At 68.2% G+C, this 25107-nt stretch carries 26 protein-coding genes and 1 riboswitch; of the genes, 12 read left to right on the forward strand and 14 right to left on the reverse strand.

Annotated elements, in window-relative coordinates; translation table 11 throughout:
* The first annotated feature begins 1 nt into the window (after position 1).
* Positions 2–295 carry a DUF3247 family protein gene (locus G370_RS0112640; RefSeq protein ID WP_019660923.1) on the forward strand — a complete coding sequence of 98 codons (294 nt, stop codon included), beginning with the start codon at positions 2–4 and terminating at the stop codon, positions 293–295.
* Between the two features lie 70 nt (positions 296–365).
* Here G370_RS0112640 and G370_RS0112645 read toward each other — a convergent pair whose 3' ends face one another.
* Entirely contained in the window at positions 366–629 is a 264-nt protein-coding gene (locus G370_RS0112645; protein ID WP_005407925.1) for a hypothetical protein, read from the reverse strand.
* A gap of 156 nt (positions 630–785) precedes the next feature.
* On the opposite strand from G370_RS0112645, the gene G370_RS0112650 reads away from it, so the two are divergent.
* From G370_RS0112650 to G370_RS0112660, 3 genes are read left to right on the forward strand one after another with little or no spacing between them, the layout of a single operon-like run.
* Positions 786–1850: a class I SAM-dependent methyltransferase gene (locus tag G370_RS0112650; RefSeq protein WP_019660924.1), complete on the forward strand. Its 1065-nt coding sequence runs from the start codon at positions 786–788 to the stop codon at positions 1848–1850.
* Positions 1847–2548 carry a pseudouridine synthase gene (locus tag G370_RS0112655; protein ID WP_019660925.1) on the forward strand — a complete coding sequence of 234 codons (702 nt, stop codon included), beginning with the start codon at positions 1847–1849 and terminating at the stop codon, positions 2546–2548. The genes G370_RS0112650 and G370_RS0112655 overlap by 4 nt, the downstream gene beginning before the upstream one ends.
* Positions 2545–3228, forward strand: a complete 684-nt coding sequence (locus G370_RS0112660; protein ID WP_019660926.1) for an HAD family hydrolase — start codon at positions 2545–2547, stop codon at positions 3226–3228. Before G370_RS0112655 ends, G370_RS0112660 begins: the two co-directional genes overlap by 4 nt.
* A 61-nt stretch (positions 3229–3289) precedes the next feature.
* Here G370_RS0112660 and fabB read toward each other — a convergent pair whose 3' ends face one another.
* On the reverse strand, positions 3290–4498 hold the full coding sequence (gene fabB / locus G370_RS0112665; protein WP_019660927.1) for a beta-ketoacyl-ACP synthase I: 1209 nt from the start codon (positions 4496–4498) through the stop codon (positions 3290–3292).
* A complete protein-coding gene (gene fabA, locus G370_RS0112670; RefSeq protein WP_014035851.1) occupies positions 4498–5013 on the reverse strand; it encodes a 3-hydroxyacyl-[acyl-carrier-protein] dehydratase FabA in 516 nt (171 codons plus the stop codon). Before fabA ends, fabB begins: the two co-directional genes overlap by 1 nt.
* 191 nt (positions 5014–5204) lie before the next feature.
* Here fabA and dinB point away from each other — a divergent pair, with 191 nt between their 5' ends.
* Complete coding sequence (gene dinB, locus G370_RS0112675) at positions 5205–6275, forward strand: DNA polymerase IV (protein ID WP_019660928.1); 1071 nt, start codon at positions 5205–5207, stop codon at positions 6273–6275.
* 269 nt (positions 6276–6544) lie between these two features.
* On the opposite strand, the gene G370_RS0112680 is transcribed toward dinB, so the two are convergent.
* Both G370_RS0112680 and G370_RS0112685 read right to left on the reverse strand, forming a co-directional pair.
* Positions 6545–7456, reverse strand: coding sequence for an MBL fold metallo-hydrolase (locus tag G370_RS0112680; protein ID WP_019660929.1), 912 nt, complete (start codon positions 7454–7456; stop codon positions 6545–6547).
* A 187-nt stretch (positions 7457–7643) separates the two neighbouring features.
* Complete coding sequence (locus G370_RS0112685; RefSeq protein WP_019660930.1) at positions 7644–8282, reverse strand: NAD(P)-dependent oxidoreductase; 639 nt, start codon at positions 8280–8282, stop codon at positions 7644–7646.
* 106 nt (positions 8283–8388) lie between these two features.
* Between G370_RS0112685 and G370_RS0112690 the strand changes: the two genes are divergently transcribed.
* From G370_RS0112690 to gph, 3 genes are all read left to right on the forward strand, one after another.
* Positions 8389–9318, forward strand: a complete 930-nt coding sequence (locus G370_RS0112690; protein ID WP_019660931.1) for a LysR family transcriptional regulator — start codon at positions 8389–8391, stop codon at positions 9316–9318.
* Positions 9315–10106, forward strand: coding sequence for a class I SAM-dependent methyltransferase (locus G370_RS0112695; RefSeq protein WP_019660932.1), 792 nt, complete (start codon positions 9315–9317; stop codon positions 10104–10106). Before G370_RS0112690 ends, G370_RS0112695 begins: the two co-directional genes overlap by 4 nt.
* 63 nt (positions 10107–10169) lie before the next feature.
* On the forward strand, positions 10170–10838 hold the full coding sequence (gph, locus tag G370_RS0112700) for a phosphoglycolate phosphatase (protein ID WP_019660933.1): 669 nt from the start codon (positions 10170–10172) through the stop codon (positions 10836–10838).
* Positions 10839–10957: 119 nt separating this feature from the next.
* On the opposite strand, the gene btuB is transcribed toward gph, so the two are convergent.
* Positions 10958–12802, reverse strand: coding sequence for a TonB-dependent vitamin B12 receptor (gene btuB / locus G370_RS0112705; protein ID WP_019660934.1), 1845 nt, complete (start codon positions 12800–12802; stop codon positions 10958–10960).
* Between the two features lie 115 nt (positions 12803–12917).
* Positions 12918–13140, reverse strand: a riboswitch (cobalamin riboswitch).
* Between the two features lie 142 nt (positions 13141–13282).
* On the opposite strand from btuB, the gene G370_RS0112710 reads away from it, so the two are divergent.
* Complete coding sequence (locus G370_RS0112710) at positions 13283–13861, forward strand: histidine phosphatase family protein (protein WP_019660935.1); 579 nt, start codon at positions 13283–13285, stop codon at positions 13859–13861.
* Between the two features lie 89 nt (positions 13862–13950).
* On the opposite strand, the gene G370_RS0112715 is transcribed toward G370_RS0112710, so the two are convergent.
* Together G370_RS0112715 and G370_RS0112720 are read right to left on the reverse strand one after the other, a co-directional pair.
* Entirely contained in the window at positions 13951–14310 is a 360-nt protein-coding gene (locus G370_RS0112715) for a TfoX/Sxy family protein (protein WP_019660936.1), read from the reverse strand.
* Positions 14307–14789, reverse strand: coding sequence for a GAF domain-containing protein (locus tag G370_RS0112720; RefSeq protein ID WP_005407940.1), 483 nt, complete (start codon positions 14787–14789; stop codon positions 14307–14309). The genes G370_RS0112715 and G370_RS0112720 overlap by 4 nt, the downstream gene beginning before the upstream one ends.
* 68 nt (positions 14790–14857) lie before the next feature.
* Here G370_RS0112720 and bioD point away from each other — a divergent pair, with 68 nt between their 5' ends.
* Positions 14858–15541 carry a dethiobiotin synthase gene (gene bioD, locus G370_RS0112725; protein ID WP_019660937.1) on the forward strand — a complete coding sequence of 228 codons (684 nt, stop codon included), beginning with the start codon at positions 14858–14860 and terminating at the stop codon, positions 15539–15541.
* Positions 15542–15619: 78 nt separating this feature from the next.
* On the opposite strand, the gene G370_RS0112730 is transcribed toward bioD, so the two are convergent.
* From G370_RS0112730 to msrB, 4 genes are all read right to left on the reverse strand, one after another.
* On the reverse strand, positions 15620–17071 hold the full coding sequence (locus G370_RS0112730; protein WP_019660938.1) for an aminotransferase-like domain-containing protein: 1452 nt from the start codon (positions 17069–17071) through the stop codon (positions 15620–15622).
* 242 nt (positions 17072–17313) lie between these two features.
* A complete protein-coding gene (gene msrA, locus G370_RS0112735) occupies positions 17314–18051 on the reverse strand; it encodes a peptide-methionine (S)-S-oxide reductase MsrA (RefSeq protein WP_026347122.1) in 738 nt (245 codons plus the stop codon).
* A gap of 14 nt (positions 18052–18065) precedes the next feature.
* Complete coding sequence (locus G370_RS0112740; RefSeq protein WP_019660940.1) at positions 18066–19835, reverse strand: cytochrome c biogenesis protein DipZ; 1770 nt, start codon at positions 19833–19835, stop codon at positions 18066–18068.
* Positions 19836–19837: 2 nt separating this feature from the next.
* Positions 19838–20410: a peptide-methionine (R)-S-oxide reductase MsrB gene (gene msrB, locus G370_RS0112745; protein ID WP_019660941.1), complete on the reverse strand. Its 573-nt coding sequence runs from the start codon at positions 20408–20410 to the stop codon at positions 19838–19840.
* A gap of 144 nt (positions 20411–20554) precedes the next feature.
* Between msrB and G370_RS0112750 the strand changes: the two genes are divergently transcribed.
* Positions 20555–21274, forward strand: a complete 720-nt coding sequence (locus G370_RS0112750) for a response regulator transcription factor (RefSeq protein WP_005407947.1) — start codon at positions 20555–20557, stop codon at positions 21272–21274.
* A complete protein-coding gene (locus G370_RS0112755; protein ID WP_019660942.1) occupies positions 21271–22740 on the forward strand; it encodes a sensor histidine kinase in 1470 nt (489 codons plus the stop codon). The genes G370_RS0112750 and G370_RS0112755 overlap by 4 nt, the downstream gene beginning before the upstream one ends.
* Here G370_RS0112755 and G370_RS0112760 read toward each other — a convergent pair.
* Positions 22737–24083: an ATP-binding protein gene (locus G370_RS0112760; RefSeq protein ID WP_019660943.1), complete on the reverse strand. Its 1347-nt coding sequence runs from the start codon at positions 24081–24083 to the stop codon at positions 22737–22739. The two genes, G370_RS0112755 and G370_RS0112760, sit on opposite strands and share 4 nt — an antisense overlap.
* Positions 24080–24769, reverse strand: coding sequence for a winged helix-turn-helix domain-containing protein (locus tag G370_RS0112765; protein ID WP_010484092.1), 690 nt, complete (start codon positions 24767–24769; stop codon positions 24080–24082). Before G370_RS0112765 ends, G370_RS0112760 begins: the two co-directional genes overlap by 4 nt.
* Positions 24770–25107 lie beyond the last annotated feature (338 nt).

A 25107-nucleotide genomic window follows, 5' to 3' on the forward strand; every position in this document is an offset into this window, starting at 1 on the left:
GATGTCCCGCATAGCTCCACGTATCCACACCGATCCGGCGCAGATCGCGCGCCTGGAAGCCCTGCTGCCGCAGCTGGATGGCGAAACGCAGGTGGAACTGATTCTGCACGATGGCCGCCGCCTGCTCGGCACGGTGGCCGTGAGGCCAACTGTGCAGCAATACCGCAACGCCGCGGGTGATGAAGGCAGCAACGGCCAGTTGCGCCTGGATGACTACGACACGCCGGTGCAGCAGCACCATGTGTGGCTGGATGAGATCGCCAGTATCAACCGCCTGCCACCCAAGGCGCCTTGATCCGATGTAGAGCCGAGCCCACGCTCGGCTCTGCCGCCGCCCGAGCGTGGGCTCGGGCGCTACAGATGTGTCAGTGCTCGAACAGGGTCGGCGTCGCCTCGAACCGGCGTGCGTACGCCCGCTCCTCTGCAACCCTCGCCACCTCGTCATCGGCCAGGTCCGGTGCCCCATAGACGGCGTAGGCAACGCTGCCGTCGGCGCCATGACCGACCTGGTGGAGCCGGTAGCGCGAGTGGCCGCCGCCGGTGTCCTCGGGGTAATGCACGGGCGGATGGCTGCCTTCCAGGTCCATTTCACTGTTGTCGACCACGCCACCGACGAACAAGGCTCGCATGCAGGTTCTCCTGGGTTTCCGGGGGAGCCTCTACCCTGAACGTTTCAATGTTGCTGGCAGATCAAAGCCCCGTTCGGGTTTCGCAAAGCGGCTGCCGGGGCCGGCCCGGTCAAGCCGGTACAATGGACGGCCCTCACGCTTGAAGTACCCGCGCCGATGGCCTCCAGCGACGACGCCCCCCTGCAGACCCTGTTCCTGCCGTTTTCACAAGGTGCCCTGCGCTGGCCGGAAGGTCCGGTGGCCTTCCTGCGGGCCCGCGACGGCTGGCCGCTGCGCGAAGCGGCCGGCAACCGCGAGGTGCACTGTGAACAGAGCTTCGCCCCGTTCGCGCAGCCGCTGCAGCAGGCCGCCGGCTGGACCGTCAGCGGCCAGCTGGATGATGTGGCCGGCAAGGGCCGCTACCCGTTGGTGCTGGTGCTGCCGCCGCGCCAGCGCGAAGAGGCTCGTGCGTTGTTTGCGCGCGCGCTGGCGCTGGTCGCCGACGGTGGCCGCATCGTCGCCTGCCAGTCCAACAACGAAGGCGCGCGCTCCGGCGAAGGCGACCTCAAGCAGTTGGCCGGCCTCGGCGGCAGCCTGACCAAGAACCATTGCCGCGTGTACTGGACCGCCCCACTGCAGGGCCAGCACGACGCTGACCTGGCCAAGCGCTGGTCGGCACTGGACGCGGTGCGCCCGATCGTCGGCGGCCGTTTCCTCAGTCGTCCGGGCGTGTTCGCCTGGGATCGCATCGACCCGGCCTCGGCACTGTTGGCCGAGCACCTGCCGGCCGAGCTGGCCGGGCGTGCTGCCGACCTGGGCGCTGGCTACGGTTACCTGTCACGCGAACTGCTGGAGCGTTGCCCGAAGATCACCGCGCTGGACCTGTACGAAGCCGAGCAGCGCGCACTGGCGCTGGCCGAGCTGAACCTGGCGCCGCCGCCGCGCCCGCTGCCGCTGCGCTTCCTGTGGCGCGACGTCACCGCCGGCATCGAGCCGGGCTACGACGTCATCATCAGCAACCCGCCGTTCCACACCCCATCGCGTGCCGACCGCCCGGACATCGGCCAGCGCTTCATTGCCGTGGCTGCGCAGGCGCTGCGCCCGGGCGGGCGCCTGTACGTGGTGGCCAATCGCCACCTGCCGTACGAGCACACCCTCAACGACAGCTTCGGCGCGGTGCGCGTGGTCGCCGAGCGCGACGGCTTCAAGCTGGTTGAAGCGGTGAAGGGGAAAGGCAAGTGAAACTGGTCAAGCACATTGCCAATCTGGGCTATGGCAGCCGCAAGCAGGTGCAGTGGATGTTCCGCGAAGGCCGCATCACCGACGCCGACGGCGAGGTACTGTACGCCGACGACCAGGTGCCGCACGAGGTGATCCGGGTTGATGGCGAGCCGCTGGACCCGCCGGTGGGCCTGTCGATCGCGCTGCACAAGCCGGCTGGCTACACCTGTTCGACCAAGGATACCGGCCGCCTGATCTACGACCTGTTGCCGCCGCGCTTCCGCGACCGCGATCCGGTGCTGTCCACGGTGGGCCGCCTCGACCGCGAGACCAGCGGCCTGCTGCTGCTGACCGACGATGGCAGCCTGCTGCACCGGATCATCTCGCCGAAGTCGAAGCTGCCGAAAGTCTATGAGGTCGAATTGAGCGAGGACCTGCGCGGCGACGAGGTGGCGCTGTTCGCCAGCGGCACGCTGATGCTGGAGTCCGAGAAGACGCCCCTGCTGCCGGCTGAACTGGAAGTGCTGGATGCGCGTCGCGCGCGCCTGGTGCTGCACGAAGGCCGCTACCATCAGGTACGCCGCATGTTCGCCGCCACCGGCAACCACGTGCAGGCCCTGCACCGCAGTCGTGTTGGCGGGCTGGACCTGCAGGGACTGGACGAGGGGCAATGGCGGCAGCTCACTTCCACCGACCTGGATACGCTGTTCGCTCCATGACCACCATTGCTGCGCTGCCGTTCCTCCCCGACGCCGTCATCTTCGACATGGACGGCCTGATGATCGACAGCGAGCGCGTCTCGCTGGCCTGCTGGAGCGAGGCCGCCGACGAATTCGCACTGGGCCTGGACGAGGCAGTGTTCCTGCGCATGGTCGGCCTCGGCGACCGGGATTCGCACGCGCTGCTGCGTACGCAGGGTATCGAGGACAGCGTGATCGAGGCGGTCGCTGCACGCTGCCACGAACTGTACGAAGGACGCACACAGACCGGCCTGCCGTTGCGTCCGGGCATCCTGGAACTGCTGGAGCTGCTGAAGGCGCACGCGGTACCGCGCGCGGTGGCCACCACCACGCGGCAGCCGCGTGCCAACCGCAAGCTGGCGGCGGCCGGACTGCTGCCGTATTTCGACGCGGTGATCACCAGTGGCGACGTGGCGCGGCCGAAACCGGCGCCGGACATCTACCTGCTGGCCGCGCAGCGACTGGGCCAGGTGCCTGGGCGCTGCCTGGCGCTGGAAGACTCACCCGCTGGCACGCGCGCGGCATTGGCCGCTGGCATGACCGTGATCCAGGTACCGGACCTGGTGCATCCTGACGAAGAGCTGCGCGCGCTTGGCCATCGCATTGTCGGTTCGCTGGTGGATGCGCACGCGTTGCTGCTGCCGCTGCTGCCGAAGTAGCGGTGGGTGCCGACCGCCCCTGACGGTGGGTGCCGACCGTTGGTCGGCACGCCTGCCCCCATCACACCCGCCCGAACACCAGCGCGGCGTTGGTGCCACCGAAGCCGAAGCTGTTGGACATCACCGTGTCCAGCGTCTGCGCGCGGCTTTCGCGCAGGATCGGGAAGCTCTCCACCTTCGGGTCCAGTTCGCCGATGTTGGCCGAACCGGCAACGAAGCCATCGCGCATCATCAGCAGGCAGTAGATCGCCTCGTGCACGCTGGCCGCACCCAGCGAATGGCCGGACAGCGCCTTGGTCGAGGACAGCGGCGGCACCGCATCGCCGAACACTTCGCGGATGGCGTTGAGCTCGGTGACGTCGCCCAGCGGCGTGGAGGTGCCGTGGGTGTTGAGGTAATCCAGCGGGCGATCGACGCCCTGCAGTGCCATCTTCATGCAGCGCACCGCGCCTTCACCGGACGGGGCGACCATGTCGGCGCCGTCGGAGGTCACGCCATAGCCGATCAGTTCGGCATGGATGCGCGCGCCGCGCGCAACGGCGTGGTCGTAGTCCTCCAGCACCAGCATGCCACCACCGCCGGCGATGACGAAGCCGTCGCGGTCCTTGTCGTACGGGCGCGAGGCGCTGGCCGGGGTCTCGTTGAAGCTGGTCGACAGCGCGCCCATCGCATCGAACATCACGCTCATCGACCAGTGCAGGTCTTCGCCGCCACCGGCGAACATGATGTCCTGCGCGCCATGGCGGATCATGTCCGCGGCGGCGCCGATGCAGTGCGCCGAGGTCGCGCAGGCGGCCGACAACGAATAGCTGACGCCCTTGATCTGGTAGGCGGTGGCCAGGCAGGCCGAGACCGTCGAGCACATCGTGCGCGGCACCATGTACGGGCCGACCTTGCGCACACCACGTTCGCGCAGCAGGTCGACCGCGCCGATCTGCCATTCGCTGGAGCCGCCACCGGAACCGGCGATCAGGCCGGTGCGCAGGCTGCTGACCTGCTCGGCGCTGAGCCCGGCATCGGCGATGGCATCGCGCATGGCCAGGTAGGCGAAGGCCGCCGCGTCGCTCATGAAGCGCTTCTGCTTGCGGTCGATCAGCGCCTCCAGATCGAGGTCGACACGACCGCCGACCTGGCTGCGCAGGCCCGCTTCGGCGTGGTCGGCCAGGGCGGTGATGCCCGAGCGCCCTTCGCGCAGCGCGGCCGAAACGGTATCCAGATCATTGCCGAGGCAGGAGGTGATGCCCATGCCGGTGATGACGACGCGACGCATCAGAAGCTCCCGGTTTCGGTGAACAGGCCGACGCGCAGGTCGCGGGCGCTGTAGATTTCGCGATCATCCACGTACATGCGGGCATCGGACTGGGCCATCACCAGCTTGCGGTTGATGACCCGGCTGATGTCGATCTCGTAGCGTACGAGCTTGGCGTCCGGCAGTACCTGGCCGGTGAACTTCACCTCGCCACAGCCCAGCGCGCGGCCCTTGCCGGGGGCGCCCAGCCAGGTCAGGAAGAAGCCGGTCAGCTGCCACATGGCATCCAGGCCCAGGCAGCCGGGCATCACCGGGTCGCCGATGAAGTGGCAGCCGAAGAACCACAGGTCCGGGCGGATATCCAGCTCGGCGCGTACCATGCCCTTGCCGTGCGGTCCGCCGTCCTCGTGGATGTCGGTGATGCGGTCGAACATCAGCATCGGATCGTTGGGCAAACGGCCGGCGGCGGTGCCGAACAGTTCACCGCGTGCGCTGGCCAGCAGCTGTTCGCGGTTGAACGCGTGGAGACGGGTCATGAAGCACAATCCTGGAAGCGGGGAAACAGGGAAACAAGCGTTCGAGGATGCCCGTGGAAACTGCGCCGATCAAACATTTCAACCGTACGCAACCGTAGTGTTTTCAATGGAATACGCGCATCCTGTTGATGTGCAACGACCATACTTCGGCGTGTGGCCCGTTCGGCACGCCCCCGCCCTTTCCGCCTGACATGACCGGACTGCGCAAGATCATCCACGTCGACATGGACGCGTTCTACGCGTCGGTGGAGCAGCGCGACGATCCGTCACTGCGCGGCAAGCCGGTGGTTGTGGCATGGCGCGGCGCGCGCTCGGTGGTGTGTGCGGCGTCCTACGAGGCACGCGTGTTCGGCGTGCGTTCGGCGATGCCGGCGCTGCGCGCCGAACGCCTGTGTCCGGACGCGATCTTCGTGCCGCCTGACTTTGCACGTTACAAGGCGGTGTCACGCCAGGTGCGCGAGATCTTCCTGCGCCACACCGACCTGGTCGAGCCGTTGTCGCTGGACGAGGCCTACCTGGACGTGACCGAGCCGAAGAGCGGCATCGAACTGGCCACCGACATCGCCCGCACCATCCGTGCGCAGATCCGTGAGGAGACGAACCTGACCGCTTCAGCCGGGATCGCGCCGAACAAGTTCCTGGCCAAGATCGCTTCGGACTGGCGCAAGCCCGATGGCCAGTTCGTGATTCCACCGCAGCGGGTGGACGCGTTCCTGCTGCCGCTGCCGGTGAACCGGGTGCCCGGCGTCGGCAAGGTGATGGAAGGCAAACTTGCCGCGCGTGGCATTGTCACCTGCGGCGACCTGCGGCAGTGGTCCCTGGTCGACCTGGAAGAGGCGTTCGGCAGTTTCGGCCGCAGCCTGTACAACCGTGCACGCGGCGTCGACGAGCGGCCGGTGGAACCGGACCAGCAGGTACAGTCGATCTCCTCGGAGGACACCTTTGCCGAGGACCTGCTGCTGGAAGACCTGGGCGAGGCGATCGTGCAACTGGCGGAGAAGACCTGGAATGCCACGCGCAAGACCGAGCGCGTCGGCCACACCGTGGTGCTGAAGCTGAAGACCGCGCAGTTCCGCATCCTCACCCGCAGCTTCACCCCGGAGCGCCCGCCGGAATCGATGGAAGAACTGCGCGACATCGCGCTGGCCCTGCGCGCCCGCGTCGACCTGCCGGCGGAGACCCGTTACCGCCTGGTCGGCGTCGGCTTGGGTGGCTTCCGCGAAAAGGAACCGGTGGTGCAGGGGGAATTGTTCGAGCACTGATCATTGCCGTGCCGACCAACGGTCGGCACCCACCAACAGCAGCAGGTTCCATCAGCAGCAGGAAACTGTCGAAGGCGGGGTGGGGCCGGTTGCGGGGGCGTGAGCCGCATGGATGCGGCGACCGAGCTTACATGGACGTACTTGCAGCGTCCCCCGCAACCGGACCCACCTCGCCATCCCACGGATAGCCAGCTGTTGCTGTTGCTTCGGCTGTTGCCGTTGCATTGAGCAGGTGCAGGGCGCAGCCCTGCAAAAGAAAACTCCCTACCTCATGGCCACTGCATCTCGCCCTTGGCCACCTTCGCGCTCAGCTCCAGCGATGCGACGCCATCCAGCTTCGGGTAGCGCGACTGCATTGCCTGCACCAGCGCCGCACTGTCCTTCGCCTTTGCCGCTTCGATATCGAACGTGCGGATGTAGTCCGCAGTGAAGCGCAGTGCACTGGCATCCAGCGCCGCACCTGGCGCGTAGTGCCCCGGCACCACCACCTTCGGCTTCAGCGCCTGCAGCTGCTGCAGGGTCTGCAGCCAGTCGGCATGTGACTTCGGCGTCTGCGTGTCGGCCATCCACACGTGCTCGCCCGCCACCACCGGAATGCCACCGACGATCGCGCGCAGCGACGGCACCCACAGCACGGTGCGGTCCGGGGTCGGTCCGTCCAGGCCGATCAGCGGCAGGCGCTGGCCTTCCAGTTGCAGGGCATCGCCCTCCAGCACCTGCGGCAGCACGATGCGCGCGGGCACGTCGGCAGCCATCTTCGGGCCCCAGTAGGCCAGCTTGCCGGCCTGTGTCTGCTGGATGTGGGCAACGGTCTGCGCGGTAGCGACGATGCGCGCCTGCGGGAACGCATCCTGCAGCGTGGCCAGGCCGAAGTAGTAGTCCGGATCGCCGTGGCTGATATAGATCGTGGTCAACTGCTTGCCGCTGGCGCGGATCAGCTCGACCAGTTTGCGCGCGTCGCTGGCACCGAACTGCGCATTGACCAGGATCGCGTCGTGGCGGCCTTCGATCAGCACCGAGGACACCGGGAACATTGCCTGCGGGCCGGGATGGAAGGTCTGCAGGTGCAGTTGGGATTTCGTCGCGGTGGTCGGCGCCGCGGTGGCCGGTGCGGCCAGCAGCGGCGCACTGGTGAAAGTGGCGGCCAGGGCGAGGGGAAGCAGCAGGGCAGCGGTACGCATGGGAATTCCTTGTCTAGAGCCGGGCCAATGCCCGGCTGCATGTTCGCGTAGAGCCGAGCGCGGGCTATGCCGGGCGTCCTTGCCCGGCCCCCTACGGGCCGTCGCAAGCGATGTTGGCAACGGCTCCTGCCGTTGCCTTCGGCTCTACAGGGAGGTAGCGCCGGGCCATGCCCGGCGGACGGCATGATCAATACGCTGCCGTGATGATCTGCTTCGGGTACTTGTGCGCTTCCAGCTCGGCGACGAACGCGGCGCCGTAGTCGGCATAACTGATGCGGCTGTGGCCGCTGGCGTCGGCCAGGAAGGCCCTGGGCTGCACGCGGTAATGGCCACGCTCTTCGCCCGGGCCGATTTCGGCGGCCGGCGAGAAGAAGGTCCAGTCCAGGTCGTCCACCACCTGCAGTCGATTGAAGGCTTCTCGATGGGCCAGCGCGTATGGCTTGTAGGCCTCCGGGAAGGTGGGGGTATCGACCAGCTGCACGCCGGGTGCGACTTCCAGGCTGCCGGCACCGCCGACCACCACCAGGCGCGGTACACCTGCCTTGCGCGCGGCCGCGGCCAGCTGTGCGGCCACCTCGCCGACGCGGCCGATGTCATCGCCCGGGCGTGGGCCGTAGGCGCTGGCCAGCACGTCGTGGCCGGCGATGGCGGCGACCAGCGCGTCCTGGTCATTCAGCGAGGCGACCACCGGATGGGCGCCGGTCAGTTCGGCCGGAAGATCCTGCGCGCTGCGCACGATGACAGTGAGTTCGTGGCCGTTCGCCAGCGCGTGGCGGGCGATCTGGCGGCCGATGTTGCCGGTGGAACCGACGAGGGCGATCTTCATGGCAGGACTCCGTGGGGCGGTGTGGGGGGGACGCGGCCACTGTAGGCCGCTGCAGTCGCTCGAAAAACAGCGTATAACGCGCTTGTTTGTTGCATGGAGCGAGCATATGGACCGATTGACCGCCATGACCGTGTTCGTCGAGGTGGCCGAGCGCGGCAGCCTGACCGCAGCGGCAGAGGTGCTGGACATGTCACGGGCGATGGTCAGCCGTTACCTGGCCGAGGTCGAGGGTTGGCTGGGCGCGCGCCTGCTGCACCGGACCACACGGCGGGTCAGCCTGACCGGCCCCGGCGAAGCGGCGCTGGCGCGCTTCCGGCAGATGCTGGCGATAAGTGAGGAACTGCAGGGCGAGCTGGCCAGCGATGATCCCGAACCGCACGGCACGCTGCGGGTGACCGCCAGCGTGTCGTTCGGGCAGAGCCACCTGGCACGAGCGGTGGCCGGTTTCGTCGCGCGCCATCCTGCCGCGCGCATCGAACTGCTGCTGGTCGACCGCACCGTGAACCTGGTGGAAGAACGGGTGGACCTGGCCGTGCGCATCGCGCGCCAGATCGATCCCAGCCTGATCGCACGGCGGCTGGCGACCTGCCGCTCGGTGCTGTGCGCGACGCCGTCCTACCTGGAGGCGCGCGGTACGCCAACCGCTCCCGAACACCTGGCCGCGCACAACTGCCTGACCCACCACTACGTCGGCAAGAGCCTGTGGCAGCTGCACCGCGATGGCCGTTCGCTGTCGGTGGCTGTGGGCGGCAACATCAGTGCCAACGAGGCATCGCTGCTGCTGGAGGCGGTGCGGGCCGGTGCCGGTATCGCCATGCTGCCGACCTACCAGGTGGCGCCGATGCTGCGCAGTGGCGAACTGGTCGAACTGCTGCCCGAATTCAGTCTGGACGAGCTCGGCATTCATGCCGTGTACGCATCACGGCGACAGCAGCCCGCTATCATGCGGCGATTCCTGGACTTCCTGGGCGAGTGCTTCGCCGGCCCGGCCTTCCAGGATCTGGATTGGCGCCCGCCGGGCACGGAGGACACATGAACCATGGACAGGCCTTGATCGACCACAACCGTGCTGCCTGGGACCGCCAGGCCAGTGAAGCGCGCGAATGGTCGCGCCCGGTGGAAAGCTCAACGATTGCTGCCGCGCGCGCAGGCCGCTGGCAGGTGCACTTGACGCCGCGCGCGTTGCCGCTGGACTGGATGGGCGACGTGCGCGGCCGTCGCATCCTGTGCCTGGCCTCGGGTGGTGGCCAACAGGCACCGGTGCTTGCTGCCGCTGGCGCCGATGTCACCGTGTTCGACCTCTCCGACGGGCAGCTTGAACAGGACCGCGCGGTCGCCGCGCGCGATGGCCTGCAGCTGCGCACCGTGCAGGGTGACATGCGCGACCTGCACGTGTTTGCCAATGACAGTTTCGATGTGGTGTTCCACCCGATCTCGAACCTCTACGTCCCTGACGTGCGCCCGGTATGGACTGAATGCCGCCGCGTGCTGGCGCGCGATGGCATGCTGATGGCCAGTTTCTACAATCCGGTGCTGTTCGTGGGTGCGCGCGATCCGCAGCTGGATGCACAGGGCCTGATCCGTCCGCAGTACGCCATTCCCTATTCGGACCTGGAAGACCTGCCGCAAGCCGAACGCGAGGCGAAGCTGGCCCGTGGCGACGCATTGACCTTTGGCCACAGCCTGACCGAGCTGATTGGTGGCCAGCTGGATGCCGGCTTCGTCATCGATCGCTTCATGGAAGACTGGCAGCCGCGGCCGCGCTTCCTGATCGACCGTTATCTTCCCACCTTCCTGGCCACCCGAGCGCGCCGGATCGGTTGAGGCGAATCGGCGCGGAAACCAGCGGCGTACAATGGGGGGCCCACGTCGTGCAGGTGCCGTTCCTTGTCGTATCCCTATCCACTGGTCGTGTTCGACCTTGATGGCACGCTGGTCGACAGCGCAGCTGATATCGCCGAAGCGCTGAACCGCACGCTGGAGGACATAGGCATGGCACGCGTGCCGGAAGCCACCGTGCTCGGCTGGATCGGCGACGGTGTGCGCCGCCTGGTCGAACAGGCCGTGCATGCGGCAGGCCGCGAGGTCGACCTGGCCGAAGTGATGCCGGTGTTCATGGTTCACTACCGTGAATGCCTGCTGCGCAGCCCGCGCCTGTTCGATGGCGTGGCCGACGCACTGGCGCAGCTGCGCGCGCGCGACGTGCCACTGGCGATCTGCACCAACAAGCCCGAAGCACTGGTGCCGCCGCTGCTGCAGCACCTGGGCATTGGTGATGCGTTCGCGCTGATACTGGGCGGTGATTCGCTGCCGCAGCGCAAGCCCAGTGGCGAACCGCTGCGGCACATCGCCGCGCATTTCGCGCTGCCGGTGGAGGCGTGCCTGATGGTGGGAGATTCGTTGACCGACTACCGCGCCGCCGAAGATGCGGGCATGCCGATCGCGCTGGTGCGCTACGGCTATCCGCGCGGCCTGGACCTGGGCAGCGCGCACGCGGTGGCAGTGATCGACGACCTGCGTGAGTTGCCGGGGTTGGCCGCGGGCGTTCGGGCGTAGAGCCGAGCCCACGCTCGGCTGCTTCATTGCGTGAGCCGAGCATGGGCTCGGCTCTACAGTAGATCGACGCCATGCGTCGATGGCATCAGGAGGCGCCGGGCGATGCCCGGCGCGCGCCTTCATTTCGGCTGGTAACGCACGCTCAGCTGGTACTCGCGGCCGGGCTGGTTGAACCACGCCACGGTCTCGTAGCGGCGATCGAACACATTGGCGGCACGCGCCAGCAGCGTCCACGACGGCGTCAGCGCGTACTCGGCGCGCAGGTCCAGCGTACCGTAACCGCCGACCTTTATCGTGTTGGCCGCATTGTCATAACGCTTGCCTGAACCCTGAACCGTCAGGCCGGCGCGGAAGTCGCCGAAGCGGCGGTCGATGTCCAGGCGTGCGGTCTGCTGCGCGCGGCGCGGCAGCCAGTTGTCGAACTGGCTGCTGCCATGGGTACGGTTGCGCGGGTCGGTGTAGCTGAGCTGTGCGTTGATGTCGAAGCCGGCCAGCAACACGCCACCGGTCAGTTCGGCGCCGCGGATGCGGGCCTTCTCCACTTGCTGCATCCTGAAGGTCGCCGCATCGTAGGTAATCAGATCATCGATGCGGGTTTCATATACGTCCAGGCCCCAGTGCCAGCCCTGTCCCTGCTGCGAAACGCCCAGGTTGGCGCTCTTGGACTTCTCCGGGTTCAACGTCGGCACGCCGCTCCACGGGTCGTACAGATCGCTGAAGGTCGGCGCCTTGAACGCGGTGCCATAGCTGGCGTTGAGGCGCAGGCCGTGGCCCAGTTCCATCGCCCAGCCGGCGCTGCCGGTGGCGTGGTTGCCGAACTGCTGGTTGTCGTCGTTGCGTGCGCTGACCTGCAGCTGGTGGCGGCCGAAGCGGCCCTGGTACTGCACGAACACGCCGGTGTTGCGACGGCTGTCGACGAGGTACCCGGCGCTGCTGCCATCCAGTTTGTCTTCGCTCCAGTCCACGCCGGTGCTCAGCAGCTGGCCTTCGGCCATGCCGAAGTCGCCCTGCAGCGAGGCACTGTCACGATGGGTCTGGGCGCTGCCACGGGCATCGAAGTCGCCGAAGTTGTCCGACTCGTTGTCACTGCGGCCGACATTGGCGGTGAACGCCAGGCGTTCGGACGGGGTGTAGCGCAGCTTGCCGGACAGCACCTGCTGGCGGGTTTCCGAATAGTTGTAGTAGCCGTCGTAATGGTTCTTTCCGTCGGCACGCAATGCACTGCCTTCCACGTTCCATTGGTCGTTGAAGGTGTAGCCACCGCGCAGGCTCTTGGACAGGTTGCGGTAGCCGTCGCGGTCATGCTCGTCGGCAAAGCAGCCCGCGGTGAACACCGAGGAGGAGCCGCGGCAGGCATCGATGCCATCGGAATGCTGGTAGGCGATGTCAGCGCCGAACCAGCCGCGTTCGGTGCCGCCGCCGATGCCGCCACTGGCCTCGCGCAGTCCATTGCTGCCGCCACCGAGCTGGAAATGCGGGGCGAAGTCACCCTGGCTGCGGCGGGTGAAGATCTGGATCACGCCACCGATGGCGTCCGCGCCGTACAGGCTGGACTGCGGGCCACGCACGATCTCCACGCGCTCGATCTGTGCCAGCGGCAGGTCCTGGTACATCGCCAGGCCGAGGTCGGCGCTGTTGATGCGCACGCCATCGACCAGCACCACGGTGTGGCCGGAGTTGGTGCCGCGCAGGAACAGCGAGCTCTGCTTGCCCAAGCCGCCGGCATTGGTCAGGTTGATGCCGGCGCGGCCGCGCAGCAGTTCCTGCAGCGAGGTGGCCTGGCTGGATTCGATCTGCGCGCGGTCGATCACCTGGGCCGGCGCGATGCTGTCCTGCAGGGCGATCGGGGTGCGGGTCGCAGTGACCAGGATCTGGTCGAGCGCGGTGGTGTCATTGGCGGCCTGGGCCAGCGCGGGCAGGGCGGCCAGCACGGCCAGGGACAACATTCGGGACTGCAGCTTCATGGGGGACTCCAGGTGCCACGCACGCCCGCGTGGCGAAGGGGAGGAGCCGCGAAGGCAGGCGCGCGCCGATGCCGCAGCGCACGCCACGGTCATCCAGCGCCATGCCCACCGCATCGCGACCTGAGGCTTCCGGGCCGGTCTCCGGGCTTGCCGCCGGGCGGCGCGAGGCCACCGTCCAGGCGCCTTCCCATGCCTGAGGCACAGTGGCAGTGTTGCCCGGAACTGACGTGCTTACCGTTGCGGGGGCAGCGCCGGCCTGGCGTGGAATCACGCGTCACCGGCTTCCCGTTTCAACCTGCCGGCCGTGGCCGCAGGTCACCTGGAAGTGCGCGCAGTCTACGGCATCGCAGGCAGTCCCGTTGCGTCGCGCCTGCTCGACTGCCTTTGCTGTCACTTAGAATGGTCCCTCGATCCCGTGGTGCCGTTGCCGATGTCCGCCCGTTTTCCGCTGTCCCCGCGTTGCCTGTACGGAACGCACGCATGATCCTCGACCTGGTCCGCCATGCCGGCAACGGTCGCGATGAGTTCCTCGATGGCCGCAGCGACCCGCCGCAGCTGGCCCGCCTGCCGCAGGAACTGGTCGACGCCTACGCCGCGCAGCCCTGGGAGCGGGTGATCAGTTCGCCGCGGCTGCGCGCGCTGCACACGGCAATGGCGCTGGCCACGCCGCGTGGGCTGGACGTGGAAGCGGACGAGGAATGGGAAGAACTGGATTTCGGCGATTGGGACGGGCAGTCGCTGTTCGACCTGCCGGAGGATGCACTGGCTGCCTTCCATGCTGACCCGCATGCGTTCCCGCCGCCGAACGGCGAAAGCTGGGGCCACTTCGAGCGGCGCATCGCGCGCGCGCTGGATCGCCTGCTCGATGATGACGATCCGGTGCCGACGCTGGTGGTCAGCCATGGCGGCCCGCTGCGCATGGTGCTGTCGAAGGTCTGCGGCCTGCCGATGTCGCTGTGCTGGGCGCTGCGCATCGACCATGGCACGCGCCTGCGTGTGTGGCTGGAGCGCGGTGAGGTCGGGCTGGTGGGCGAATTGCTGGAGCTGCAGCAGCCCTGATCTGCTCTTGTAGAGCCGAGCCATGCTCGGCTGCACTTCGATCAGAAAAGCCAGCCGAGCGTGGGCTCGGCTCTACAGAAGGGCGCGGCTCAATCCTCGTCCGCGCCCTCGGCAACGCTGTCAGCGTCATCGTCGGCATCGAAGCGCTGCTCATGCACCGGGCCCGACGCCGGGCCGGCCGCCTTCAGCGGATGCGCGGCGATGCGCGCTTCATAGTCCTGTACCAGCGCATCGCGCTGCGGCTCGCTCAGTTCCTGCCAGTGGCAGTCCAGCAACGCACCTTCCAGCGAGTACAGCAGGTTCAGGCTGGGCTTGAAGCCGGCACGCTTGACCTTGACGAAGGCACCGACCGCTCCGATCGCGACCAGGTCGTCGCGGCTGCGCAGGCCGACCTGGCGCAGCCAGGCCGCGCTCTTGGGGCCAATGTTGCGCAGCTTGGGTGCGTTCATCCCAGCGCCTCGACGAACACGCGCGCAATGGCTTCCAGGCCGGCCTGGTCGTCGGCATCGAAGCGGCCCACCTTCGGGCTGTCGATGTCGAACACGCCGATCAGTTCATCGCCGCGCAGCAGCGGCACCACCAGCTCCGAACGCGAGGCCGAATCACAGGCGATGTGGCCGGGGAAGGCGTCGACATCCTCCACGCGCTGGGTGACCCGCTGGCTGGCGGCGGCACCGCACACGCCCTTGTCCAGCGGGATGCGCACGCAGGCCGGCAGGCCCTGGAACGGGCCGACCACCAGTTCCTTGCCATCGTACAGGTAGAAACCCACCCAGTTCAGGTCGGGCAGGGCGTGGTAGACCAGTGCGGAGAGGTTGGCCGCGTTGGCGATGCGGTCGGACTCGGCGTAGACCAGGCCACGGGCCTGTTCCAGCAGCTGGGCGTATTGTTCCGGCTTGCTGCCGGTGAGCGAGGCATTGGCGAACATGCCCGCAGTCTAGCAAGCGCGACGGGCCGGCGATAATGCACGCTCTGTTGCCCTGTTGGAGCCAATCGATGCCGTTGCCTGCCACGCTGCCGCCCGCCCTGTTCGTTACCGGCACCGACACCGAAATCGGCAAGACCGCGGCCAGCACTGCGCTGCTGCATGCGCTGCGCCGGCGCGGCCTGCGTGCAGTCGGCATGAAGCCGGTGGCCAGTGGCAGCGAAGACCTGGGGCAGGGCCTGCGCAACGAGGACGCGCTGGCACTGCAGGCGGCCAGCTGGCCGGTGCCGGACTATGCCGACCTGAACCCATATGCGCTGCGGCAGCCGCTGGCACCGGAGCTGGCGGCGGCCGAGGACGGCGTGCAGGTGGAACTGGCGCCGATCGTGGCCGCGTTCGCGCGACTGCGCGCGCAGGCCGATATCGTGGTGGTGGAGGGGGTTGGCGGTTGGCTGGCGCCGGTTTCGGCCACGCTGGACCAGCTCGACCTGGTGCGTGCGCTGCAGCTGCCGGTGCTGCTGGTGGTGGGCATGCGACTTGGCTGCGTCAACCATGCGCGGTTGACTGCGCAATCACTGCAGGCCAGCGGCGTGGACCGCCTGGGCTGGATCGGCAACCACATTGATCGTGCGATGCAGCGCCAGGACGAGAACATCGCCACGCTGCAGCAGCGCCTGCCGATGCCGTGCTGGGGACGGCTGCCGCATCTGCCGGGGGCGGATGGTCAGATCCTGAGTACGCACCTGCTCGACTGACCTGCTTCCTGTAGAGCCGAGCCCATGCTCGGCTCAGCGGGGACCGTCAGCGAAGGGCAGCCGAGCGTAGGCTCGGCTCTACAGGAGCTGGCGCACTGCCAGCTCCCGTGCGATCGCACCCAGCCGCTCCACCGCACCGATGAAGCGCGCATCCAGGCTCTGGCAGCACGACAGCCGCAGGCAGTGGCGGTAGCGTGCGCCGCGCGAGTACACCTGGCCCGGCATGAACACGATGTCCTCCAGCAGCGCTCGCTCGAACAGCTCGCGCGTGTCCACGCCCGGCAGTTCCAGCCACAGCAGGAAGCCGCCCTGCGGTTCGGTGGCGCGGGTGCCGGCCGGGAAGTGTTCGGCCACCAGCTGGCGCAGCCGCCCGACCTGTTCGCGGTACAGGCGGCGCATGCGGTGCAGATGGTGCTCGTAGCTGCCTGCTTCCAGATACGCGGCCACCGCATCGCCGAGCAGCTGCGGCTCGCCGCCGGTGGACTGGAACTTCAGCAGTGCGATGCGCTCTGCGAAGCGGCCGCCATCCAGCCAGCCGATGCGGTAATCCGGCGCCAGTGTCTTTGAGAAGCCACCGACCACCATCACCCAGCCATCGCGATCGAAGGCTTTCAGCAAGGGTGCCGGCGGTTCGCAGAACTGCAGCTCGGCGTACACCGCATCCTCGATCAGCGGCAGCTGCCGTGCGTTGACCAGCTCGGCCAGGTGTTGTTTGGCGGCGGTCGGCATGGTGCAGCCGAGCGGGTTGTGCACGGTCGGCATCACCACCAGTGCGGCCAGCGGCCTGTGCTCCAGCAGCGCATCCAGTGCATCCACGTCCAGTCCGTGCTGCGGGTGGGTGGGCAACTCGATGGCCTGCAGGCCGAGGTTGGCCAGCAACGGATACAGGTTGAAGTAGGACGGCGCCTCGATGCCCACCGCGTCACCGGGCTGGGTGACCGCGCGCAACGCCAGCTGCAGGGCTTCCATCGCACCATGGGTCAGCAGGAGTCGCTCGGCGTGGGTGTGCAGTCCCATGCGCGGACTGCGGCGCACGATCTGTGCCAGCAGCCGGGGGGAGCCGTTGGGTCTCGCATAGGTCTCCACCGTCTGCTGGCCGTGGCGCAGCACCTGCGCGGTATGCCGGGCCAGCTGCGCGCCGGGATAGAACTGGCGACCACGTGGGCCGGCGAAGGCCAGATCGACCACACCCGGGCGGCGCTGTGCTTCCAGTACCCGGGCCATCAGCACCTGCTGCAGCGGCGCGGTGGGCGCGGATGGGGTGTCGCGCAGCGAACGCTCCGGCACCGACAGCCGCGGCGCGACTTCGAAGCCCGCCTTCGGCCGCGGAATCACCAGTCCGGCATCTTCGAGCTGGCGATAGGCGGCAATCACCGTGTTCAGGCTGAGCCTGCGCTGCAGGGCCATCTGCCGCAGCGAAGGCAGGCGGCTGCCGACCGGAAGGCGGCCACCATGAATGGCTTCGGCCAACTCATCCGACAGCCGTTGATAGCGGGGGGGAATCATCGAGGCCTGGTCATCTGTATCCATCGAATATCCCGCCATCTGGTGCTGTACCCATGATGATGGCGAGCCTAGCATGTCGTTGTCGGCCTGGCCTGATCGGGGCACGGCCGATACTTCCCAAACGCACGGCTGGATGGCCGTGCGTCTTTTTTTGTGTGTAGAGCCGAGCCCATGCTCGGCTGCACTTCCGCCAACAGCAGCCGAGCGTGGGCTCGGCTCTACAGAGAGCACCGCCGAGCGTCGGTCAGCCCAAGGGGGAATGCCGGCTACCGCATCGGCACCAGCGCCGCCTCGCGCCGGTACAGCGCCGGGAACTGCTTGCCCAGCGCCGCAAGCTTCGGTGCGTCGTAGTAGCGGATGTAGGCGGCCTGCGGGTAGTTCGCCATGTAATTCTGGTGGTAGCTTTCGGCCGGGTAGAAGCGCTGGCCGCTGACCAGCTGGGTGACGATCGGTGCGCGGTAGCTGCCGGCCTGGCCGAGCTGGGCGATGTAGGCGCGGCTGGCTGCCCGTTGGCGGGCGTCATCGGTGAAGATTGCCGATCGATACTGGCTGCCGTGGTCCGGCCCCTGGCGGTTGAGCTGGGTCGGGTCGTGTGCCACCGAGAAGAACACCTGCATCAACTGCCCGTAGCTGACCTGGCGCGGGTCGTAGTCAATCTTCACTGCTTCGGCGTGGCCGGTCTGGCCGCTGCTGACCCGCTCGTAACGCGCGTCGGCGGCGCTGCCGCCGATGTAGCCGGACACCGCATTGCTCACGCCCTTGACGTGCTGGAACACGCCCTGCACGCCCCAGAAGCAACCGCCGGCGAACACCACGCTGGCGTGGGTCGCGTCATCGCGGAACGCCGCATCGCCCGTGGGTGCCGGTACTGCCTGGGTCTGCGCGCTGGCTTCGACCGGCGCCGCAGCCGCGCCGTGGTCGACCAGCAGCACACCGGCGATCAATGCGGTGGCCACCAGTCCGGCGACACCGGCGGCGATGCCCTGTTCAAAGGAGAGTTTCATCATGTCCTCCCGTTTCAACCAAAAGTGAAGGCATAGGCCTGCACGCCCGCATCGAGGAATTCGATCTCGAAGCGGTGCGGACCGACCGTGCCGCGCTGGCGCACCAGCTGGTACAGGCGGTGCTCGTCGACCACGCCACTGCCATCGGCATCGACATCGCTGCCGGCATCGGCGGCGGGCAGCGGCTTGCCGTCCAGCCAGACGCGAAAGCGCACCGGCGTGCCGTCGCGGGTCGGTGCCAGCACCAGGTGCAGGTCGCGCGCATGGAACTGGAAGGCAATGCGGCCACCGGCCCGCTGCAGCTCTGCGGTCTCGTCGGTAATGGTCCAGTGGCCGGACAGTCCCCACTGGTTCAACGCCAGGGTGGTCGGCAGCGTGTAGTCGAACGCGCTGTCGCTGCGCTGTCCGCCGGGTGAGGCGAACTGCTCGGCACGGGCGTGGCCGAGGTAGGTTTCCGGCGAGCGCAGGTTGCCCATGTCGGCCTGCACGGCCACGCCCTTCAGGTCGGCGGCAGCGGGATCGGCGGGTGGCGGCAGGTTCGTCTGCCCGGCTTCGGCCAGCAGGCGACGGATCACCTGTTCCGAGCGCGCGTAGTTGCCTTCGCCGAACTGGTGGCCGCGGATGTTGCCCTGCACATCGACGAAGTACTGCGCCGGCCAGTAGCGGTTGTTGAACGCGCGCCAGATCGTGTACTGGTTGTCGAGCGCCACCGGGTACTCGACCTTCAGCTGCTGCACCGCCTTCATCACGTTGCGTGGGTCACGCTCGAAGGCGAACTCCGGCGTGTGCACGCCGACCACCACCAGGCCGTGGTCACGGTAGCGGCGTTCCCATTCGTGCACGAACGGCATCGCGCGCAGGCAGTTGATGCAGGAGTACGTCCAGAAATCGACCAGTACCACCTTGCCGCGCAGCTGCTGGGCCGTCAGCGGTGGGCTGTTGAGCCAGCCGGTGGCGCCGTCCAGCGCGGGCAGGGTGCCTTCCACCGGTAGCGGTGCATCGGCTGCGGCGTTGGCACCGGCCATCATCATCATCGGCGGTGCCGCCGGCTGCGCACCGGGTACCGCATCCAGCAGGCCCTGCTCGATGCGTGCGGTGCTGACCGTCGAAAGACGGGTGAGCAGGCCGGTATCCCAGCCCAGACCAATCGCCACCACCGCCAGCAGCGCGGCCACGCCCAGCACCTTGCGCAGTACGTCGCCCAGCCCAAGCCGCGCCTGCAGCGCGCGGAACACGCGGCCACCTACCCATACCGCCAGCGCCAGCGCGCTGATCGCACCCAGCGCATACGCGAGCAGCAGCGCACTGGTACCGGCACTGGCGCCATGCAGGGCGGCACCGGTCAGCACCAGGCCGAGGATCGGCCCCGCGCAGGGCGCCCACAGCAGGCCGGTGGCGACGCCGATCAGCAGCGAGGTCCACGCGCCGCCGTGCCCCGCGGCATCCGCCGCATCGGCACGCGCGCTCAGCCGTGCGCCGACGCGCTGGAATGGCGCCAGCAGATGGTCGGCCAGTCGCGGCCACAACAGTGCCAGCGCGAACAGCGCCATCAGCAGCAGGGCGACCCAGCGTCCGACCTGGTTGGCCTGGGCCACCCATTGGCTGCCCACCGCAGCCAGGCTGGCGACCACGGTGAAGGTGAGCGCCATGCCCAGCAGCAACGGCAGCGTGCTGCGCAGGAAGGGGCGGTCGGCACGCGCGAACACGAACGGCAGCACCGGCAGGATGCACGGGCTGAGCAGGGTCAGCGCGCCGCCGAGGTAGGCAAGCAGCAACAGCAGCATCGTCAGGCTCCGGAAGCAGGGGAAGAACCGACCGGCACCCGCCAGCCGTCGGCGGTACCGTCCGTGGCGCCGGGAACGAACACCATCGCCGCACCGTTCATGCAGTAGCGCAGCCCCGTCGGGCGCGGGCCGTCGTTGAACACGTGGCCAAGGTGGCCACCACAGCGGCGGCAGTGCACCTCTACCCGCAGCATCCCAAAGGTCACGTCGCGGTCTTCGCCGATGGCGTTGTGCAGCGGTGCCCAGAAGCTGGGCCAGCCGGTGCCGCTCTCGAACTTGGTGGAGGAGGAGAACAGCGGCAGTGCACAGCCGGCGCAGGCGAAGGTGCCTTGCCGGTGTTCATTGTTGAGCGGGCTGCTCCAGGGGCGTTCGGTGCCCTGCTGGCGCAGCACCGCGTACTGCGCCGGGGTCAACCGCTGGCGCCATTGCGCATCGCTGTGCATGACCTCGAACTGTCGCGGCGGGCGCGCTTCAGCGGCCGCCGGGGCGGCGCGGCTGCAGGCCCCCAGACCGAGCAGGCCGGCAGCGGTGGCAACACCACCCAGGCCCAGCAGATGGCGGCGGGACAGGGACATGGCGGACTCCGGGAAGGGGCGACGGGGCCATGCTGCGCCCGCCCGGGTCAACGAATCCTCACGCAGGATTCAATTTTTCGTGAGGTATCGGCGGCCGCCCCGCGCCACAATGCTGCCAGCCTCCCCACTGGCCCCGAGCTGCCGATGTCGACCAAACGCGTGCTGATCGTTGAAGACGATGCCCACATCGCCGACCTGCTGCGCATGCACCTGGGCGATGAGGGCTACGACGTGGCCCATGCCGCCAGCGGCGATGCCGGCCTGCGCCTGCTGGAGCAGGAAGGTCCGTGGGATGCATTGGTGCTGGACGTGATGCTGCCCGGCGTGGATGGCCTGCAGGTCTGCCAGCGTGCACGCGCGATGGCGCGCTATGTGCCGATCATCATCATCAGCGCGCGCGGCAGCGAAACCCAGCGCATCGTCGGCCTGGAACTGGGCGCGGACGATTATCTGGCAAAGCCCTTCTCGATGCCGGAACTGGTAGCGCGGGTGCGCGCATTGCTGCGCCGCGCCGAGGCGATGGCGCAGAGCGCACGCATCGATGCCGGCGCGATCGAACTGGGCGGCCTGCAGCTGGATCCGGTCGCGCGCACCGCCTCGGTGGATGGCAACGCGCTGGAGCTGACCCCGCGCGAGTTCGACCTGCTGCTGTTCTTCGCCCGTCATCCGGACCAGGTGTTCGCGCGCATGGAACTGCTCAACCAGGTCTGGGGCTACCAGCACGATGGCTACGAACACACGGTCAACACCCATATCAATCGCCTGCGCAGCAAGATCGAGCCGGACCCGGCCAACCCGCGGCGGTTGCTGACGGTGTGGGGCCGTGGCTACAAGCTGGTCGATCCGGCCGGGGCGGCGGCATGATCAAGCCGAACCTGTGGCAGAAGCTGGCGGTGGTGACCGCTGCGCTGATGCTGGCGTGCTGCATGGCGCTGCTTGCACTGCAGATGCGGGCCAACACCCGCCACGAGCAGGAGGTGGTACAGCGGCTGTCGCTGGGCCTGGCCGAGCACATTGCCCAGCGCAGCGAGCTGATGGATACCAGCGGCATGCGCGATGCCGCCGTGCGCGCGCTGTTCGGCCAGCTGATGGCGGTCAACCCCAGCGTCGAGGTCTACCTGCTGGACGACCAGGGCCGCATCCTTGGCCACGATGCGCCCAGTGGGCACCTGGTGCGCACCCGGGTGGACGTGGCGCCGCTGCGCCGCCTGCTGGCGGGAGCACCGTTGCCGATCCTCGGTGATGATCCGCGCAGCGCCGATGGCCGCAAGGTGTTCAGTGCTGCACCGTTGATCGTGCAGGGCCGCCAGGCCGGCTATGTGTACGTGGTGCTGGTGGGCGAGCACCGGCAGATGCTGGCCGACGACCTCGCCGCCGGCAGCCAGTGGAACACTACGCTGTGGTCGGTGGCACTCGTTGGTGGCCTCGGCCTGCTGGCCGGGCTGGTGGCCTTCTACTGGGTGACACGCCCGCTGCGGCGGCTGACCCGGCGCATCCAGGCCTTCGACATCGATGCACCCACGCGACTGCCGCCGGCGGAGCCGCTGCGCCCGGGTGAGCGCGATGAACTGGTGATCCTCGAACATGCGCATGCGCAGATGGCGCAACGGTTGGGCGAGCAGTGGCAGCAGCTGCGCCAGCAGGATCTGCAGCGCCGCGAGCTGGTCGCCAACATCTCGCATGACCTGCGTACGCCGTTGTCGTCGCTGCATGGCTACCTGGAAACACTGGCGTTGAAGGACGCCACGCTGTCGCCGGACGAGCGGCGCCGTTATCTCGGCATCGCGCTGGCACAGAGTGCCAAGGTCGGCCGGCTGGCACGCGCGCTGTTCGAGCTGGCGCGGCTGGAACATGGCGAAGTGCGCCTGGAGTGGGAAGTGTTCGCGCTGCCGGAACTGCTGCAGGATGTGCTGCAGAAATTCGAGCTGGCGGCGCAGGCGCGCAACCAGCACCTGCACGCAGAGTTCCCGCCCGGCCTGCCGCTGGTGCGTGCCGATCTGGGCCTGGTCGAGCGGGTGCTGACCAACCTGCTCGACAACGCGCTGCGGCATGCACCCGAGGGTGGGCAGATCGAGGTGCGCCTGCGCGCAACCGATGACAGCGTGGAGGTGAGCGTGGCCGACGACGGCCCCGGGGTTGCGCCAGCGCTGCGCACCCAGCTGTTCCAGGCACCGGCTGCGCTGGGGGCACGGCGCGGCGAGAACGGCGGGCTGGGCCTGCTGATCGTGCAGCGCATCGTGCAGCTGCATGGGCGCAGGATCGAACTGCGTGACAGCGCGAGCGGCGCGTTGTTCGTGTTTGCCCTGCCACGCGCCGAACCGGCGGCCTAGCAGGCCGGGTCGCCCGTCACCGCACCGCCGCTTTCCAGCGGCAGTTTCAGGCGGATGCACGCACCTCCCAGTTCGGAGTCGGTCACTTCAACGTGGCCGCCATGCTTGTCGGCCACCACCTGCACCAGCGCCAGGCCGAGGCCGAAGCCGGGGCTGCCCGGATCCAGCCGCACATAGGGTTGCAGTACCTGGCCGCGCAGTTCGGGTGCGATGCCGGGGCCGTCGTCCTCCACCTGCAGGCACAGCCAGCCGTCATTGACGGTGCTGGCAATACGGATCTGCCGGCGCGCGTAACGCAGTGCATTGCCGAGCAGGTTGCGCAGTGCCAGCTCCAGCATGTGCCGGTTGACGTTGACCAGGCCCACCGGCGACAGCGCCTGCTGCACCGGCACCGGCAGCGGCGCGAACTGGGCGACCACGCCGCGCGCCAGCGCCGCCAGCTGCAGGCGCTGGCGGGTCAGCTGATGGCAGCGACCCAGTGCGGCGTACTCGACGCCGGCGTCGGTCAGGTGCTGCAGCCGATCCACATCGGTGCGCAGGCCGCCCAGCGCATCGCGCTGCACGTCGTCGAGTGCGCTGTCTTCCAGCTCGGCCAGGCCGAAACGCATCCGTGCCAATGGCGTGCGGACTTCGTGCGCCACCGCCTGCGCGAGCACCCGCTGGCTTTCCAGCAGTTGCTGCAGCTGCTCGGCCATGTGGTTGAAGGCATTGGCCAGCGGCCGCACCAGTGCGGTGCCGGCGCGCGGCGCACGCGTGTCCAGCTGGCCGTCGCGCATCCGCCGCGCCGCCTGGGCCAGCTGCGAGACGTCGCGCCACAGCCGGTAGACCATCACGTACATCGGCAGTGCCACCGCCACCATCAGGATCAGCAGCAGGATCGCCACGCCGGAGACTTCGCTGTCCTGCCAGCTTTCGTCAGGCAGCGCTTCGTCCAGCGGCCCCAGCATCAGCGCGTAGCCGCTGTCACCGATGCGCTGCAGGCTGCGCATGTGCTCCAGGTCGATCTGCACCCGGCCGTTGTTGAATGGCGGTCGCTGGCTGGACTGCAGCGCCTTCACCGCCTCGGCCAAAGGAACCAGGCGTAGGGCATAGGCGAAATCAGCGTCGAGTTCGCGGGCCAGCGCCGGCCACTGTTCACGCGGGGTTTCGGCGAAGCGATGCTGCAGCAGCGCGTGCGTGCCGCGCATCTCGGCCTGCAGGCCGGCTTCGGTGCGGTCTTCCAGCAGGGCATCCCAGGCCCACAGGCCCAGCACGATCAGCAACAGATGGGCGAGCAGGAAGCCGATGCCGTAGCGCAGGAAGTGGAAGGCGTGGCCGCGCATCGCCGACGGCGTGCGCGTCATCCCCATGCCGAGCGGCTGAACAGGTAGCCGCGGCCGCGAACGGTCTTGATCCGTTCTGGCTGCTCCGGGTTGTCGCCCAGCTTGCGGCGCAGGCGCGAGATGCGGGCATCGATCGAGCGGTCCAGGCCGTCGAAGGCGATCCCGCGCAGGCCGCGCAGCAGCGCATCGCGGTCCAGGATCTGGCCGGCGTTGCTGGCCAGCAGGAACAGCAGGTCGAACTCGGCCGTGGTGAGCTCCAGCAGGCCGCCCTGCAGGTGTACGTTGCGGGTGGAAGGGTCGATGTTCAGCTCGCCGAAGCGCAGGCTGCCGTCACGTGGCTCGACCCGGCGATGGCGGCGCAGGTGGGCACGCAGCCGGGCCAGCAGCACCCTCGGTTCGATCGGTTTGCCGATGTAATCGTCGGCCCCCAGTTCCAGGCCCAGCACCTGGTCGATGTTGTCGGTGCGGGCGGTCAGCACGCAGATGATGCCGTCATAGTGGGGCCGGATCTGCCGACACACTTCGAAACCATCCTGGTCGGGCAGGCCGACATCGAGCAGGACCAGCGCCGGCTTTTCCGCCAGGATCCGGGCCACTGCCCGCTCGCCGCTGCGTTCATGGGCGACCTGGTAGCCATGCCGCTGCAGGTAGTCACTGACCATCGTTCCCAGGCGGGCATCGTCTTCGACCAGTACGATATCCAGCATTTCCAAGGCCTCCGTGGACGCAAACGTACCGCCACGGCACGAGCGCGGCGATGCTATCCCAGCCTGCGGGCCGCCCGGGTCCAGCGGGTGGGCGCCATTCAGCCGGGGTTGCTGGCGCTGGGGCCGCACTCCAGGCCTGGCAACAGCTTGGCGTTGAGCATAGCCTGAGGTTGTTACAAAGCGTTACCTTCGTGATACGTCTGGTGACCATCGCTGACAGCAACGCGACTGACGCGGGGCCGTCAGGGCGCAGAGCATGGAGTCTCCTCCGCTCCGCGTGCCGTTCCCATGTCGCCCGCCCTCTACCTGCTGAACCCGTCCCGCCGCTGCCGCTGCAG

The organism is Stenotrophomonas hibiscicola ATCC 19867, from assembly GCF_000382065.1.
GTDB lineage: Bacteria > Pseudomonadota > Gammaproteobacteria > Xanthomonadales > Xanthomonadaceae > Stenotrophomonas > Stenotrophomonas hibiscicola.

Coding starts and splice junctions, on each gene's coding strand:
- G370_RS0112750 (WP_005407947.1), top strand. CDS start 20,555: ATGTCGACCAAACGCGTGCTGATCGTTGAAGACGATGCCCACATCGCC.
- G370_RS0112715 (WP_019660936.1), bottom strand. CDS start 14,310: ATGAACGCACCCAAGCTGCGCAACATTGGCCCCAAGAGCGCGGCCTGG.
- fabB (WP_019660927.1), bottom strand. CDS start 4,498: ATGCGTCGCGTCGTCATCACCGGCATGGGCATCACCTCCTGCCTCGGC.
- G370_RS0112695 (WP_019660932.1), top strand. CDS start 9,315: ATGAACCATGGACAGGCCTTGATCGACCACAACCGTGCTGCCTGGGAC.
- G370_RS0112640 (WP_019660923.1), top strand. CDS start 2: ATGTCCCGCATAGCTCCACGTATCCACACCGATCCGGCGCAGATCGCG.
- fabA (WP_014035851.1), bottom strand. CDS start 5,013: ATGACCCGTCTCCACGCGTTCAACCGCGAACAGCTGCTGGCCAGCGCA.
- G370_RS0112645 (WP_005407925.1), bottom strand. CDS start 629: ATGCGAGCCTTGTTCGTCGGTGGCGTGGTCGACAACAGTGAAATGGAC.
- dinB (WP_019660928.1), top strand. CDS start 5,205: ATGACCGGACTGCGCAAGATCATCCACGTCGACATGGACGCGTTCTAC.
- G370_RS0112740 (WP_019660940.1), bottom strand. CDS start 19,835: ATGCTGCTGTTGCTGCTTGCCTACCTCGGCGGCGCGCTGACCCTGCTC.
- bioD (WP_019660937.1), top strand. CDS start 14,858: ATGCCGTTGCCTGCCACGCTGCCGCCCGCCCTGTTCGTTACCGGCACC.
- G370_RS0112680 (WP_019660929.1), bottom strand. CDS start 7,456: ATGCGTACCGCTGCCCTGCTGCTTCCCCTCGCCCTGGCCGCCACTTTC.
- btuB (WP_019660934.1), bottom strand. CDS start 12,802: ATGAAGCTGCAGTCCCGAATGTTGTCCCTGGCCGTGCTGGCCGCCCTG.
- G370_RS0112730 (WP_019660938.1), bottom strand. CDS start 17,071: ATGGATACAGATGACCAGGCCTCGATGATTCCCCCCCGCTATCAACGG.
- G370_RS0112760 (WP_019660943.1), bottom strand. CDS start 24,083: ATGACGCGCACGCCGTCGGCGATGCGCGGCCACGCCTTCCACTTCCTG.
- G370_RS0112690 (WP_019660931.1), top strand. CDS start 8,389: ATGGACCGATTGACCGCCATGACCGTGTTCGTCGAGGTGGCCGAGCGC.
- G370_RS0112720 (WP_005407940.1), bottom strand. CDS start 14,789: ATGTTCGCCAATGCCTCGCTCACCGGCAGCAAGCCGGAACAATACGCC.
- G370_RS0112685 (WP_019660930.1), bottom strand. CDS start 8,282: ATGAAGATCGCCCTCGTCGGTTCCACCGGCAACATCGGCCGCCAGATC.
- G370_RS0112755 (WP_019660942.1), top strand. CDS start 21,271: ATGATCAAGCCGAACCTGTGGCAGAAGCTGGCGGTGGTGACCGCTGCG.
- G370_RS0112710 (WP_019660935.1), top strand. CDS start 13,283: ATGATCCTCGACCTGGTCCGCCATGCCGGCAACGGTCGCGATGAGTTC.
- G370_RS0112765 (WP_010484092.1), bottom strand. CDS start 24,769: ATGCTGGATATCGTACTGGTCGAAGACGATGCCCGCCTGGGAACGATG.
- msrA (WP_026347122.1), bottom strand. CDS start 18,051: ATGAAACTCTCCTTTGAACAGGGCATCGCCGCCGGTGTCGCCGGACTG.
- G370_RS0112660 (WP_019660926.1), top strand. CDS start 2,545: ATGACCACCATTGCTGCGCTGCCGTTCCTCCCCGACGCCGTCATCTTC.
- G370_RS0112650 (WP_019660924.1), top strand. CDS start 786: ATGGCCTCCAGCGACGACGCCCCCCTGCAGACCCTGTTCCTGCCGTTT.
- msrB (WP_019660941.1), bottom strand. CDS start 20,410: ATGTCCCTGTCCCGCCGCCATCTGCTGGGCCTGGGTGGTGTTGCCACC.